Source organism: Mycobacterium sp. NGS63 (genome assembly GCF_059812295.1).
The window spans coordinates 60,881-72,796 of the sequence record NZ_JCALCJ010000001.1 but is presented as its reverse complement, the minus strand read 5'-3'; the positions used below and the strand labels follow the sequence as shown (position 1 = coordinate 72,796).

Annotated in this window: 14 protein-coding genes and 4 tRNA genes; 6 read left to right on the top strand and 12 right to left on the bottom strand. The window is 62.1% G+C overall.

Annotated features, from left to right (window positions below; all coding sequences use genetic code 11):
* Positions 1-120: 120 nt before the first annotated feature.
* Both AC5Y4Z_RS00440 and AC5Y4Z_RS00435 read right to left on the bottom strand, forming a co-directional pair.
* Positions 121-1,050: a hypothetical protein gene (locus AC5Y4Z_RS00440; protein WP_499960249.1), complete on the bottom strand. Its 930-nt coding sequence runs from the start codon at positions 1,048-1,050 to the stop codon at positions 121-123.
* Positions 1,047-1,232, bottom strand: coding sequence for a helix-turn-helix domain-containing protein (locus AC5Y4Z_RS00435; RefSeq protein WP_499960901.1), 186 nt, complete (start codon positions 1,230-1,232; stop codon positions 1,047-1,049). The genes AC5Y4Z_RS00440 and AC5Y4Z_RS00435 overlap by 4 nt, the downstream gene beginning before the upstream one ends.
* Before the next feature lie 377 nt (positions 1,233-1,609).
* Here AC5Y4Z_RS00435 and AC5Y4Z_RS00430 point away from each other — a divergent pair, with 377 nt between their 5' ends.
* Positions 1,610-1,837 (top strand): hypothetical protein, encoded by a 228-nt coding sequence (locus tag AC5Y4Z_RS00430; RefSeq protein WP_499960248.1) that lies wholly within the window; start codon positions 1,610-1,612, stop codon positions 1,835-1,837.
* A 56-nt stretch (positions 1,838-1,893) separates the two neighbouring features.
* On the opposite strand, the gene AC5Y4Z_RS00425 is transcribed toward AC5Y4Z_RS00430, so the two are convergent.
* Positions 1,894-2,046 (bottom strand): hypothetical protein, encoded by a 153-nt coding sequence (locus tag AC5Y4Z_RS00425; RefSeq protein WP_499960247.1) that lies wholly within the window; start codon positions 2,044-2,046, stop codon positions 1,894-1,896.
* A gap of 16 nt (positions 2,047-2,062) precedes the next feature.
* Entirely contained in the window at positions 2,063-2,944 is an 882-nt protein-coding gene (locus AC5Y4Z_RS00420; protein ID WP_499960246.1) for a hypothetical protein, read from the bottom strand.
* A 122-nt stretch (positions 2,945-3,066) separates the two neighbouring features.
* On the opposite strand from AC5Y4Z_RS00420, the gene AC5Y4Z_RS00415 reads away from it, so the two are divergent.
* On the top strand, positions 3,067-3,414 hold the full coding sequence (locus AC5Y4Z_RS00415) for a PE family protein (protein ID WP_499960245.1): 348 nt from the start codon (positions 3,067-3,069) through the stop codon (positions 3,412-3,414).
* 819 nt (positions 3,415-4,233) lie between these two features.
* On the opposite strand, the gene AC5Y4Z_RS00410 is transcribed toward AC5Y4Z_RS00415, so the two are convergent.
* The 3 genes from AC5Y4Z_RS00410 to AC5Y4Z_RS00400 all read right to left on the bottom strand — a co-directional run bounded on the left by AC5Y4Z_RS00410 (position 4,234) and on the right by AC5Y4Z_RS00400 (position 6,313).
* Positions 4,234-5,445 carry a hypothetical protein gene (locus tag AC5Y4Z_RS00410; RefSeq protein WP_499960244.1) on the bottom strand — a complete coding sequence of 404 codons (1,212 nt, stop codon included), beginning with the start codon at positions 5,443-5,445 and terminating at the stop codon, positions 4,234-4,236.
* A 118-nt stretch (positions 5,446-5,563) separates the two neighbouring features.
* A complete protein-coding gene (locus AC5Y4Z_RS00405) occupies positions 5,564-6,085 on the bottom strand; it encodes an NUDIX domain-containing protein (protein WP_499960900.1) in 522 nt (173 codons plus the stop codon).
* A gap of 156 nt (positions 6,086-6,241) precedes the next feature.
* Positions 6,242-6,313: transfer RNA gene (locus AC5Y4Z_RS00400), tRNA-Val, on the bottom strand.
* 176 nt (positions 6,314-6,489) lie between these two features.
* Here AC5Y4Z_RS00400 and AC5Y4Z_RS00395 point away from each other — a divergent pair.
* The 4 genes from AC5Y4Z_RS00395 to AC5Y4Z_RS00380 all read left to right on the top strand — a co-directional run bounded on the left by AC5Y4Z_RS00395 (position 6,490) and on the right by AC5Y4Z_RS00380 (position 7,079).
* A tRNA-Gly gene (locus AC5Y4Z_RS00395) sits at positions 6,490-6,562 on the top strand.
* Positions 6,563-6,591: 29 nt separating this feature from the next.
* Positions 6,592-6,665, top strand: a tRNA-Cys gene (locus AC5Y4Z_RS00390).
* A 15-nt stretch (positions 6,666-6,680) separates the two neighbouring features.
* Positions 6,681-6,755: transfer RNA gene (locus AC5Y4Z_RS00385), tRNA-Val, on the top strand.
* 123 nt (positions 6,756-6,878) lie between these two features.
* The gene (locus tag AC5Y4Z_RS00380; RefSeq protein WP_499960243.1) at positions 6,879-7,079 is read left to right on the top strand and encodes a hypothetical protein; all 201 of its coding nucleotides are present in this window, start codon (positions 6,879-6,881) and stop codon (positions 7,077-7,079) included.
* Between the two features lie 4 nt (positions 7,080-7,083).
* Here the strand turns inward: AC5Y4Z_RS00380 and AC5Y4Z_RS00375 are convergent, their stop codons facing one another.
* The 5 genes from AC5Y4Z_RS00375 to AC5Y4Z_RS00355 form a co-directional block, all read right to left on the bottom strand.
* Positions 7,084-9,498 (bottom strand): hypothetical protein, encoded by a 2,415-nt coding sequence (locus AC5Y4Z_RS00375; RefSeq protein ID WP_499960242.1) that lies wholly within the window; start codon positions 9,496-9,498, stop codon positions 7,084-7,086.
* A gap of 176 nt (positions 9,499-9,674) precedes the next feature.
* On the bottom strand, positions 9,675-9,824 hold the full coding sequence (locus AC5Y4Z_RS00370; protein WP_499960241.1) for a hypothetical protein: 150 nt from the start codon (positions 9,822-9,824) through the stop codon (positions 9,675-9,677).
* A 7-nt stretch (positions 9,825-9,831) separates the two neighbouring features.
* Positions 9,832-10,098 carry a hypothetical protein gene (locus tag AC5Y4Z_RS00365; protein ID WP_499960240.1) on the bottom strand — a complete coding sequence of 89 codons (267 nt, stop codon included), beginning with the start codon at positions 10,096-10,098 and terminating at the stop codon, positions 9,832-9,834.
* A complete protein-coding gene (locus AC5Y4Z_RS00360) occupies positions 10,099-10,428 on the bottom strand; it encodes a hypothetical protein (RefSeq protein ID WP_499960239.1) in 330 nt (109 codons plus the stop codon). It abuts the gene before it with no gap.
* On the bottom strand, positions 10,425-11,831 hold the full coding sequence (locus AC5Y4Z_RS00355; protein WP_499960238.1) for a phage major capsid protein: 1,407 nt from the start codon (positions 11,829-11,831) through the stop codon (positions 10,425-10,427). Before AC5Y4Z_RS00355 ends, AC5Y4Z_RS00360 begins: the two co-directional genes overlap by 4 nt.
* Between the last annotated feature and the right edge of the window lie 85 nt (positions 11,832-11,916).

Here is an 11,916-nt window from a genome sequence, read left to right as displayed (position 1 = left end):
CCCCCTGTCCGGTTTCCTCATCGTTCCTGGGTAGGGGGCTTGCCCTTTGTTCTCGTCGAATTTACCGGCGCGGTCAGGTGTTACTGCGCAGACCCGCCGCGCCATTCGGTCGCAAGCCGGTCAATCATGTTTCTGTTTGTCTTCATCTTTATTTCTCTCACCGACGAACTTTGCGCCGTTTAGCGCCTTTTGAAGTTCGACTAACGATGGTCTGCGACCGTTACGAGCTTCGAATTCATCAGCCACTTGCGCCAACACGGTTTTATCCCATAGATATTCGCTCGGCTCGATCGACCCGCCGCCTACGGCGCCGAAACCCGATGGTTTAGGTTCGATGATTTCTAGCTTGCTAACGTCGATCTGATTGATAGCGACAAAAGCTTGCAAACATCCTCTGCATACGCGCGCCAGCAATATAACACCGCCGCGAGCAAAAGGCACCGTAACGAAATGCTCATTTATATACTCGCGCTGGTGTGGATTTGTGCTTGCTAGATATTTTTCAGCATCGAGCTTTTTCCGGCCATCTAGAAGCTTGTTGTGGTCTTGCATACATGACCCAAGTGCCGTGCTCGCAAAAATATCCAAATCGCACGCAAGTTCCTGCGATACGAACCCGATTACGTCATCGAGTCTGGTTTGACGATCGACTTTCCAGGTATGGCCCTGCCTGATGGCGACCAGCTCACCGGGACCGATGTTCAATCCGAGATCGAAACCGCTTTCCGTTCCAGCGGCTCTTTCTATGATCTGATTTACCCACGGGTCGCCTTGGTCTAAAAAACTGAGCCACTTTAGCTTCCGGCCAGCTTCACCGTTTAACCATTGGGACACTGATGATGCAGCTTGAGAATCGGTAATTGCATAAGCATCAACCAAGGCTCTATTCGCATACAACGGCTTATCGCTTACCCGCGCCGATATAGCGTGCAGCGTTCCGGCCGCAACTCTTCGCGCAGACTCAACTTCGCCGCTTCCGTAACCATATTTCTGGGCGGTGCGGTCTATATACGCATCGAAGCGTTGGCGGGCTTCGGTCTGGTCCATCACGCACCGACCTTACGAGCGAATGCGTCTAGGTCAGCAACTTCGTACTTGTAAAGCTTATCGCCAACCTTTTTGAACGGGATTCGTCCCATCTCTCTATACCGCCGAAACGTCGGAATTGAGATTCCAAGATATGTTGCAGCCTCTTGCGTCGACAAAAGTCTCTTCTGAAGTTTCTTGTTCATATCGGTTTTTAATTGCGGATTCGCGCCTGAAGTTGGCGCGGTGGTACCTCGGCCCATTGACCTGGCCTTTCGTGATTGTTTGGTTTGCCGGCCTGTACGACCCCGATAAACGCAACTTACCGAAACTCCACCCTATCGCCAAGGCTGGTCGGTAATTCGGCGTGGCGCGTAAGCATTTATTCGGCATTAAATTGAAGTCATCTGTTTTCTTTGCGTTTAAAGCCTTCGCGCGTGTCCGATCACACCACCGGCACCGCGTTCGCGGGCGTGTGTGGCCGTGAGCCACGCCGAAGCGGTGTGAAAACACCCATGCCCTGTCGGCGTCCTTCGATAGCCTGGCCGGGGTTCCATCCGCCGCCAACGAAAGGGAAGCCCCCATGGGAATGCAGCCCCACCCCGGCGCCGCCGCCGGTTTGCAGCAGCTCAACCTCCCTGCGGAACGAACAGGCTGGCTAGCTTTGCGCGACTACATGGTCGAGTATGCCCAAACCGGCATTCCAAACGACTTCGACGCGGAATTTGCGCACGTCAACAAGCTTGTTCACCTGCTTGCCGCTGCGCAAATCGACAATATGCAAGCGATCATTGCATTAGCGCAAGGCTAGCGGGCGCCCAGCGGCATCGCCGCGCCTAACCCGATGCCGAAGGAAGTGGGCAGCGGCTAGCGCTTGAGACCGTTTAGCTGCATCCGCACGTTGATAACGTCCTGCTTGAGCTGACTAACCGTGCGTTTCAGATCAGCGGTTTCCCGTTTCAGCCCCGCGACTTCCCGCCTCAGCACCTGAACTTCGTATTCGGTTGCGTAATCCGCCATGTGGTTCCTCGCTTGTTTAGTCCTGCATGTCCGGTTCATGAATTCGCTTTGGGCCTTCCGTGTCGGTTCGCTGCCAACGGTAATGAGACGCGTCTTCGAATCGTATCTGGAGATGAGGAATATAATCAGGCGATGTTGTTTCTATAGCCATGGCAGTGAATTGTCCCGGCGCTAGGAACGTCTGCCAGTCGTCGGTCAATCGCGTTTGAACGGCGTGGTTGACTTGCGCTTGAAGGATTGCGGCCGTCTGATCGTCTAGTTCCAACTTCACCTGGTCGAATCTGCCTTCGAACTCCGCGTGGATTGCCGCCATTTGGGCGGGGTCGTTGGGATCGGCTAGCGACATGACACCACGTCTCATATGTTCGATGTACTGGTTGAAAACCATTGCGAGCGCGTTCATAGCCCGCGAGAATTCCGGCATCAACACGCTCGCCATAATTTCACCAAGCGTTTCCCTATTAGCGAGGCGGTAGCCATGCGGAACGATATTTCCGCTACCGTCACGGATGATGATATCGATCTTCATTTCAGAGACGACATCCGTGCTGTGATTATCGATTCTGAGGTTCCACAAAGTGTTACTGACGACGTTTCCCCGGAAGATTGCCGGAACTATCCTGCGCGCCTGGGCGGCAAGCCGGTCGTCTTCAGCCTGTCTCAACGCAGCAATCTGGGCCTCGTGACGCTGAAGTTCCGCGTCAGCTTGTGTCCTACGGTCCTCGCGGTCTTGGCGCGATTTGAACCACTGAAACCAGAACGTGGCAACTGCGGCGATCACGCCTACCGCGCCCAGGGTCGCCGCGGTTGCTGCCGCGATCTGCAACCAGTCGGGCACCGGGTTGTGTTCGATGACGTTGATATTTGGCTCAGCGGTCCACGCGACGAAAGCGCTCATCGCCGAAAACCGTAGCGCAGAACGCCGACGTCCCTGCGCACGTTGGGCAGGCATGTTCTGAAAGACGCCGCGTCCTAGCGATTCAGTTGCGCCGTCGTGCCTTGCAGCTAAACTGCCACACCATGTCATGGACCGACAACCCGCCCAACCCGCCGGTAATCAACTCCCAGCAGACGACCTCTGTCGCACCCGGCCTGTTGATCCGGCTGGCCTATGACCTCTCGGACATGGGCGCCGCGCTCCAAGGCGCCATAGCCCAAGCCGCTTCCCAAACCTTAACCCTGCTCGCGGCCGGTGCCGATGAGATTTCGACCGCCGTCGCTAAGGTTTTTGGCGACTACTCGGCTGCCTTCCACGCTGCCAGCGCCCAGGCGGGGGCCTTCCATGGGCAGTTCGTCGCGACCCTCAGTGACAGCGCGACACAGTATGTGGAGGCCGAAGCCGCGAACCTCCGGTTGCTCTCCCCCTAGCAACAGATCTTCCCCGGCAGTCGGGTCACCGCCGACGCGCCTTGCGGCTCCGCTTCACCTGACGGCGGAATCCACGCGTGAGCTTGCGCGCTTCGGTGTGAGCGGCCTTGCGAGCTGACTTCGGGAACGCCGCGCCAGCCGTGGGCCGATGCGGCAACGCGCGAGCCCGCAGCGTCACCGACTTTCGGTGATCGGATGCAGCTCGGGCAACGTGAGCCCTCACGATGCGGCGGCGGGTGAGCGTGGTCCTGGTCCTCGACGCCGGATGCGCCTGGCTGGCAGCAGCCACGCTCGCGACCGCAGCACCGGCAACGGCTATCCGGCGATGGCGCACCCGGCGTTGCAGCTTGGCGGCATCCGGCGAGGCGGTGCCCGAAGCGAACCGGCCATGCGCGTCACGACGGTAGACGCGGGCTGACCGAGTCGATGTGGATTTTGGCCGGCGTTTGGTCATCTAACGCTTTTTCCGTCGCCGTACAGTTGATTTCGCGCGCCGCCCGACCTTCCTGCTTGACTTCGCGCCGGCCTGCTTCGCAAAGCGGGAGCGCGCGGCCTTCTGCTTTTTCGTTGCCATGACCGTCTCCCCTGCACTCACCTGTACCTGCGCGACACACCGCCATGCCGGTTAGGCGGCGTGCGATTTTCCGCACGCATATCGCGTTCCGGCGACGGGGTTTTACCGTGATAGCGACCGCCTTCGGCGGGCGGAGCGGTTTCCAGACCGGGCGGCGTCAAGCCGGAACCGAACGAAAATTCGCTTGCGCCTTTGCGTTTCGCTATGCTTCTGGCGTCAAACCTCACGATTTGCCCCGACCTGATTTATACGGGAATCTGGGTCGCGCTCGGCGCGGTGTAGCTTCCAGTCGTGACTTTCACGCAAACCGCTGCGCCACGCTGACGCACACCAACACCAAAGCTGCGCTGGTGATAACTTCCGACAATCGGGTAAGCGCCTTCGCCTGCGATGTGGCGCAATCCCTGATAGGCAGTATTCGGGTGCTGGCGGTAACCAATCACGTTGTAGGGGCTGTTCGGGCCGTAGCTCGCGACAACGGCGAGATAACCGCTGGGAATGAAGTCGGATTGAACCAAAAGCGTAGGACCATAAGAACCTTCGACTTTCACGTTCCAAATCTGACCGGGCACCTGCTCACCAACCAACTCCCCCGCTGCGGTGATGAAAGGCGGCGCGTCGTTGGCCGGAATGAAATCATAGGAAGCCAGCGGGCCGGAAGTCTCCGCACCTTCCTTGGGCCGAGATTCCTCACCAGCTCGGAAAGCCATAATGTGTTCGGCTTCGTCGGGATTAGCGAGAACCAATATCTTTGAGCCCGTCGCAGTCCCATATCCCTTACGGGTAATCAGCCGAATTGCGTCTTCGATATCAGCAGCGTCGATCTGCGAGGCCCCGCTGGCGATGTAATGCGTCGTGCTTTCGTCAAACGTGCGGCCAAGATAGGACGGCGGTCCGGGCGCGGCGCCGTCGTACAAATCGTAAACGATCATGCCGTGTTCATTGTGCTTGCGCGAGTTGGTGAACAGCGCGCGCAAAATCGTGCCGGTCACAAGTTTATTGTCAGCGGCCAAAATGCCGTTCATAACCGAATCGACTTGGCGGCGGTCAGCATCGCGAAGGAACCGCCACGAGAACCTTCCGGCCAAGTCCCAGTCTTTGAAGGTGTATCCAAGAGGCAAAGCGGCGGGCGATCCCGCCGACTTCGGCACACCCAAATCCGTTGCCTCTTCAAAGCTTCCGGTTTCCATGTCCTGTGGGACAGCTTCGCCGCTGACAGCGGTCGTGAACGTCAGAAGATCAGTCAGACGAGACCGCTCGTTATTCCACAGATTGAGCAAGTCGCGGTATTCCTGATAAACCGCGTTCAAATCGCTACCGTCCGCGAGCTGAGTTACCAGCATATCGCCGTGTACGTTAATTCCGTACTGTGGTTGGGTGCCGCCAAAAATCGGTCCTACCGGAATGCTGTCAATCGTGATAATCCCGTGGCGGGAAAGAATCGCCCTCGCGGCCATGGTGGAAAGCCTCGCTTTTAGATTGCTTAATCGGAATGAATCGCTTTGGCGGCAATATTACGCGCGACTGGCGTCAATTGCTGTCCCGCTTGCGGGTTGTCGCGGCGTGTCGGCTATTTCAGAGACGAATTGGCATCAAATTGCCGGTAATTTTTGCCACCAGGGCGGTTAGGTGCTGCCAGCTAGCCGCGAAATCGGGGTGCAGCGCCAGCGTCGTCACGGCGGCTATCGGCACCCAGCGCAGCTCAGCGCTCTCGGCCATCGGACTGGCCGCAGGTGGCTCGGCGGCGGTCGCGATGACGGTCGTGTAAGTCCAGCCGGTGCCAGGCGGCGCAGCCGTCACCACAGATGCCCTCACCGTGATCTGAGCCGCGTCCATCCCGGTTTCCTCTCGGGCTTCGCGGATCGCGGCGGCTTCGGCGCTCTCGTGGCTGTCTCTGGCACCACCTGGCAGGCCCCACGAACCGCCGTGCTGGGTCCACCAGCCACGACGCTGCAAAAGCACCGCTGGCGTAGCTGGCTGGTCATTTGGCTCACCGTGTGGCAGCGGCGCAACGAGCAAAAGACCGGCCGCTCCAAACCGGCCGAAATACCGTTTTCCATGAGCCGACCGGCACCAGCCATTTCCGTCGCGCGCCACCATAATTCGATAGCGTAACGACTCGTAACCAGCCATTTTCGGACGATGGGCGGCGCGTCATCCAGCAAACCCGACTCCGAACGCTGGATCTCACGCTAATCGCACGGCATGACGGTGATGACGGTCAAAATACCTTCTGACCTGCACTGATACTTGTGGTCCCGGCTGGGATCGAACCAGCGACCTTCCGCGTGTGAAGCGGACGCTCTTCCACTGAGCCACGGGACCGGCGCCGAGAGGCGGACGGTGTCGAAGGGTAGCACGATGCCGACAGCGCCGAATGTGCCACGTGCCTTGCGGGGCGCGCTAGCCTAGAGCGGCAACACGACCAAGAGATTTGTGCGGGCCCGCTGAGGTGGACTATCGTCGTCCTTCGCAACGGGCGACGATCTCGGTCGTTGCGCGCGGATGTAGCGCAGTTGGTAGCGCATCACCTTGCCAAGGTGAGGGTCGCGGGTTCGAATCCCGTCATCCGCTCGAAGGTGCAAGTGGCATCAATCCCCAGCGGTGGAGTGGCCGAGTGGTGAGGCAACGGCCTGCAAAGCCGTGCACACGGGTTCGATTCCCGTCTCCACCTCCAGTTTTGACCCCCCAGGCGCGATTAGCTCAGCGGGAGAGCGCTTCCCTGACACGGAAGAGGTCACTGGTTCAATCCCAGTATCGCGCACCAATATTCGTGCATTTCAGAGGCGGTTCTACGGCCTCAAATCTGGTGGCGTGACCTAGATATGACCTGACGGGTTGTCGGTGAGGCTGAGTAAGTTCCGGTTCCACCGAATGAAAGGGCACAGCCATGCCGGATACCAGCAGGGATGACCCGATCGGCGCCCCCAGAGATCGCATCCTCAAGGCGCTCGACGAAATCGTCAAGCGGGGATGGACCCAAGACGAGCTGATCCAACTCGCGCTGTTCGTTGAGACCATTGCGCACCCGCCGAAGTCGAGCAGCCGGCGCCGCGGGAGTTTCCGGCCGTACCTCGTCCGGGCGACCTAGCGGGTCACACCATCGCGCTCATGACGCCCTGCGCGGTCATCGCGCTCGTCAGCGCGCCCTGCGGCGGCGTCGCTGGGCTGACCGACTTCACATGCAGCGGGTCGTCTTTCGCCCCGGAAGGACCGCCGCCCTGTCCCGGCTTGCCTGCGTTACCGCCGAGCGGATCATTCTGTTCATGGATGTCTTTGCCCTGCGGCCGCTTCGGCTGCTGCGCGCCGCCAGCGATGTTGGGCAGGCTGAACTGCTGGCCGATCATGCCGCCGAGGATCTGGCTTATCCAGCCGCCGCTGCCCAGACTGGGTGCCCCCATCTGGCCGCCGTGCAGGCCGAGGGTTTCCATCGGCGCTTTTGCAAGCACGGCGGCCATCTGACCGCCCTTCTGGACGGCCAGGTTGATCTCCTGCTCGGCGATCTGCGCGGCGATCGCGCCACCGCCGAAGCTGAACGCGCCCGCCGCCATCGCACCGGCCTGCTCCGCGAGGCCGATGATGCCGCCGCCGACGCCCACGCCCGAACCGTGGCCGAGTGGAGTCTGCGAGACCGGGTTATAGGTGTTGCCTTGCGTCGGCGGGGGCGCGTAGGCGCCGAGGCCCGGCAGCCCTGGGATGCCCGGCGCGGGAGCCGCCGGGATGCCGTAGCCGGCGAGTGTGGCGTGGTGCTGCGGGGCGCCGATGTAGCTTTCCGGCCCCATCGGCAGGAACATGTGGTGGTCGAACTGTGGGCTGAACGCGCCCGCCGCGCCGGGGCCGAGCAGAAACGAGCCGTGCGAGCCGCCCGATTCGGCGTTGATGCCGCCGGGCAGCGTGGCCGCTGTATGCCCCAAGTTGCCGCCGCCGTGGTCATACCAGCCGATACTGAAGTCGTTGGGGCCACCCATGCCCGGCTGGAAACCCAGCGCCGCCAACTGCTGGCCCTCGTTGACCGTCGAGAAGCGCTGCCCGGGCCCGGGGGGCGGCAATCCGACCGCCACGCTGGCCAACTCGGAGACCATGCCGGAGCAATCATTGCGCAGCGGCTGCGAATAGGGCGTGCCCACGAGGGACTGCGCGAACCTGTAGAGGTTGCCGACGCTCGCGCCCGCGGCGGGGAGGTCTTCGGGACCGCTGACGGTTGGAGTTTCCGGGCGTGTGAAGTCGGCCAGGGTGACACGCGAGCCGCCCATCGCGAAACCCGACGTGTGCGCCCCGGACAGGGCGCCCCCCGCGAATGGCGGCGTCATGCCCCCGGCCATCCCGAGCAATTGCTGAATGGGCGGCTGAAATCCGAGATTCAGCCACGGCCATTGGACGCCGCCCGTTCCCGCGCCACCGATGCCGGGGGTGCCGGGGATGCCGGACTGTCCAGACAGCCTCACATAGACCGGGTCGCTCGAGTAGCCGGATGGCCCGAATCTGCGCAGCGCGCCGCCGCCTCCGCCAGACGTGTAGCTTCGGCCAGGACCGGCGGCTGAACGCCGCGACGAGCCGCCGGCGATGTCGGGCGGTTCAGGTTCAGGCGTCGATTGCGGGAACGAATACCACTCTTTGTATGAACTCTGCGGCGGCGCGTACGTCGAACCCGGCGGGACTGGGCCTATGAAGCCGTGCGGGTAAACCTTCCCCGGTGGCGTGACACCCGGAATTGCGCCCCCGGTGCCCGGATTGAACTGATGCGGCACCGGCGGCATGGGCGGCGCGGGCTGTCCTGGCGGCTGGTTGTGGTCAGGCCTGTCGTGGGTAAACGGCCACCAGTTGTTCGCTTTGCCGGGGATATCCCACGGATGGGAAAAGTCCCAAGTCCAGTCGGAGCCGCCCTTCGTGCCCGGGCCTCCAGTTCCGGGTATGTGCAGGTTCTGCAGCTTTTTTTGAATGTCGCCGATAATGGCAGCCGCGGCGATGAATGGCCCGAACGCCTCCGCGGCAGCTATTCCGATGTCTTTGAGCGCCTGCTCCGTACCCGGCGCGTTCTTTGTGAACGACCCGAGAGCGTCCGTGATGTCCTTTGTGTTGTCCTTGAACGTCTTGAGGTTGTCGTCGATCTTCTTGGTCTTGTCGATCAAGGCATCGAGCGGCCCCGGCAGTTGGCCGAACGCCTGGGCGAGCTGGTCAAGCCCCTGCTTGATATCGTTGCCGCCGAGCCCCTTCAGCGACTTCTTCAGGTCCTCGACCGACCCCGAGCGGAACCGCTCCATCAGCTGCGACGATTTGTTCAGCTCGCTACGGAGCCCGTCGCTTAGGCCGCTGGTGCTCTTCTTGAGCTTGTCGTGAAGCTTGCCGGTCTCGCGGTCAGTGGTGGCCTCGTCGAGCTGGGGCTTAATCTTTGCGGCGTCCGTGGTGCTCTTCTTGAGCTTGTCGCGAAGCTTGCCGGTCTCGCGCTCGGTCTCGGACTCGTCGAGACGGGGCACAAGGTCGACGTAAATGACGTCGTCGTCATCAGCCATGGTTCACCTCATCACCTTCTGGGAAGCCAATGCCCGGCCCGCTTGAAAGGGCAAACGAACGGGCCGGGCCGGGTCCTCGGCGCGCACGGTCGGCGGTCACGACGCCTCCATTACGTGAGCGGCGCGGCAGGGTCCGCGCGGGCCACGCTGCGCGCCGAGGACAGATCATCGTGCTACTAGTCGCTTTCACGCTGCGCCATGTCGGCGGCGATACGGCCGCCCAGCGGCACGGTGCCAGCCCAGAAACGAACCTCTTCCGGTTGCTGTACCGCAGGCGCCTCGGGAACAAAGTCCGCCTGCGAAGGAAACTCCATCGGTGCTGTCATGGCCGTCCTATCCGGGGAATGCGTAGCTGACGGTGGCTGTGCCGGTGCTGGTAATCCCGTACAGCACAACGGGTTCGGCGCCGGTGGTCGGAAACTTTGTGGGCGCGTTCGCGGCCAGCGGGAATCCCGTTGTCGTGGTCACGCCGGGGCCGCCGATGAAACACGCCGCCGAGGCGTTGACCAACACGCCATCGGAGTCGGGGACGCTGCCCACGGTGCATACCAGCGTCGCGGTCGTGCCGACACTGACCTGTCCTGTTTGAAGTCCTGACATTTACACCTTCTCCTTCTTGGGGGCCGGGACGGGGTTGACCCATCCGGCCTGAATCCACCGCTTGGTTTGTTCGTCGTCGGGCGCGTCGAACACGTCGCCGCCCGTGTAGGGCTTTCCGTGAACGATGCGGTAGTTGCCGTTCACCTTGACTTTGACTGTGGCGCTTGATGTTTGAGGCATGAATTTGATTCCCTTCTTTTCTTCGCCCAGGAAAACGATCTCTCGCCTGACCTTGACCTCGGGATCGGCCAGCGGCAGGCCCCGGTCATCGAACGGCCAGGGCGTTGCGCCGCACAGAGCCATCTGGTCCCAGGTCAGCGGGAGGCTCACGAGGTGGGCAGTCCCGTCACGATGTTGACCGCGCTCGGCCGCGGGACGCTGAGCGCCACACGTTCCTCAGCGCGCCAGCTGAAGGTGTTGGTGGTCCATTCGGTATCGCCCCACGGGTTGAATTGCAAAAGCAATCCGAGCCGCTGCCAGAAGATGCCGCCGCCGGCGCGCACGCTCATCACGACCGACGTTCCGGCCGGGCACTGCGTGGTGCACGCGACCTTGACTCCCCACAGGTTCCCGTTCGCCGCGGGGGCGCCCTGCGGGATGACCGAGTAAGGGTTGGGCTCGCCGGCGGGGCCGGCCGACGCCGGGGAACCGTCCGCGGTGAGCCCGAGCGGCCCGGTCATCTGATCGAGAATGTAGGTCCCGAAGCTCGACTTCTCGCGGCGCAGCGCACCCCAGGTGGCCGGGTGCATGATGACCAGATCCGGCTCGGCGTAGGCCGCCCCGGTGCGCACGTCGATGTAGGACTTGTTCATCGCATCCAGCGGCGTATCGGAACCCACTGCGCGAGTCAGCGTGCCCGACGTGTTCAACAGCCCGTTGAAGGTCGCGTTCACCGGACCGCCGCTGTACGAGTTCGATCCGGCCGTCGTCGCCAGCAGTAGAAACTCGGACTCGGCGTTTATCAGCGAGCGGGTCAACTCCTGCGGCAGCCACGTCGCCAGCGATCCCTCGCCGTAGGCGCCGGTGTCCTGCCACGCCTCCAAGCTCGTGCTCACCAAGCCGGCGATCTTCTGGGGCTTCACCTGGTTCTCGGTGATCGTCGGTCCGATGTCGCCCTTCGTGCCGCCCTCGGCCACGCCCGCGACCTCAGCCGAGTTCGCCGTGTGAGACAACCAGGTGGCGCTCGGTCCTGGCATCGCCGCTCCCGGAAGCAGCGACGAGATCCGGGTCGGTTCGTAGCCGATGCCGACCGCGTACTGGGTCTGCACCGGCGGCAGGTTGCCCGAGAAGCCGCCTCCGATGCCGGACTCGAGCACCGCGGACTTGGTGGTGATGCCGGCCATCCAGGGCGCCTGGTCGCCGCCCTTGACGCCGATCTCGACCTGGAAGGGCATCTTGGCGTCCATCGCCATCTGGAGCGCCTTCAACTGCGCCGGGGTGATGTCCATCGGGCTCGGCGGTCGCAGGCCGCCGCCGACGCTGAGGCCCTTGGTTTGGAGCCACTGGCCGCCGCCGCTCATGGCCTCCATCGCGTCCTCCGCGGCGCTGAACGCCTTCTTGGCGTCGGCGAGGTTCTGCTTGGTCCTGAGCACCTGCTGCGCCTCCTCGTAGAGACGGTCAACGATGCCCCGGTAGCGCTTCGCGTCGAGGCGCCCTTCTTCAAGAGCCTTGGTGGCCTTGTCGGCCTCCTCGGCGATCTCGGCGCTTCGCGCCTTTAGCTGTCGTTCGTCCATGCGGGTATTTCCTTTACGGGATAGCTCGCGCAGGAGATAAGACTGCGCGCAGCAAGAAACAGAGGGGGTGAATTTCGACGCCCTG

Excerpts from the sequence above, each read along its gene's own strand:
- AC5Y4Z_RS00370 (WP_499960241.1), bottom strand. The coding sequence starts at position 9,824 with ATGACAGCACCGATGGAGTTTCCTTCGCAGGCGGACTTTGTTCCCGAG.
- AC5Y4Z_RS00375 (WP_499960242.1), bottom strand. The coding sequence starts at position 9,498 with ATGGCTGATGACGACGACGTCATTTACGTCGACCTTGTGCCCCGTCTC.
- AC5Y4Z_RS00410 (WP_499960244.1), bottom strand. The coding sequence starts at position 5,445 with ATGGCCGCGAGGGCGATTCTTTCCCGCCACGGGATTATCACGATTGAC.
- AC5Y4Z_RS00430 (WP_499960248.1), top strand. The coding sequence starts at position 1,610 with ATGGGAATGCAGCCCCACCCCGGCGCCGCCGCCGGTTTGCAGCAGCTC.
- AC5Y4Z_RS00365 (WP_499960240.1), bottom strand. The coding sequence starts at position 10,098 with ATGTCAGGACTTCAAACAGGACAGGTCAGTGTCGGCACGACCGCGACG.
- AC5Y4Z_RS00435 (WP_499960901.1), bottom strand. The coding sequence starts at position 1,232 with ATGAACAAGAAACTTCAGAAGAGACTTTTGTCGACGCAAGAGGCTGCA.
- AC5Y4Z_RS00380 (WP_499960243.1), top strand. The coding sequence starts at position 6,879 with ATGCCGGATACCAGCAGGGATGACCCGATCGGCGCCCCCAGAGATCGC.
- AC5Y4Z_RS00415 (WP_499960245.1), top strand. The coding sequence starts at position 3,067 with ATGTCATGGACCGACAACCCGCCCAACCCGCCGGTAATCAACTCCCAG.
- AC5Y4Z_RS00425 (WP_499960247.1), bottom strand. The coding sequence starts at position 2,046 with ATGGCGGATTACGCAACCGAATACGAAGTTCAGGTGCTGAGGCGGGAA.
- AC5Y4Z_RS00355 (WP_499960238.1), bottom strand. The coding sequence starts at position 11,831 with ATGGACGAACGACAGCTAAAGGCGCGAAGCGCCGAGATCGCCGAGGAG.
- AC5Y4Z_RS00420 (WP_499960246.1), bottom strand. The coding sequence starts at position 2,944 with ATGAGCGCTTTCGTCGCGTGGACCGCTGAGCCAAATATCAACGTCATC.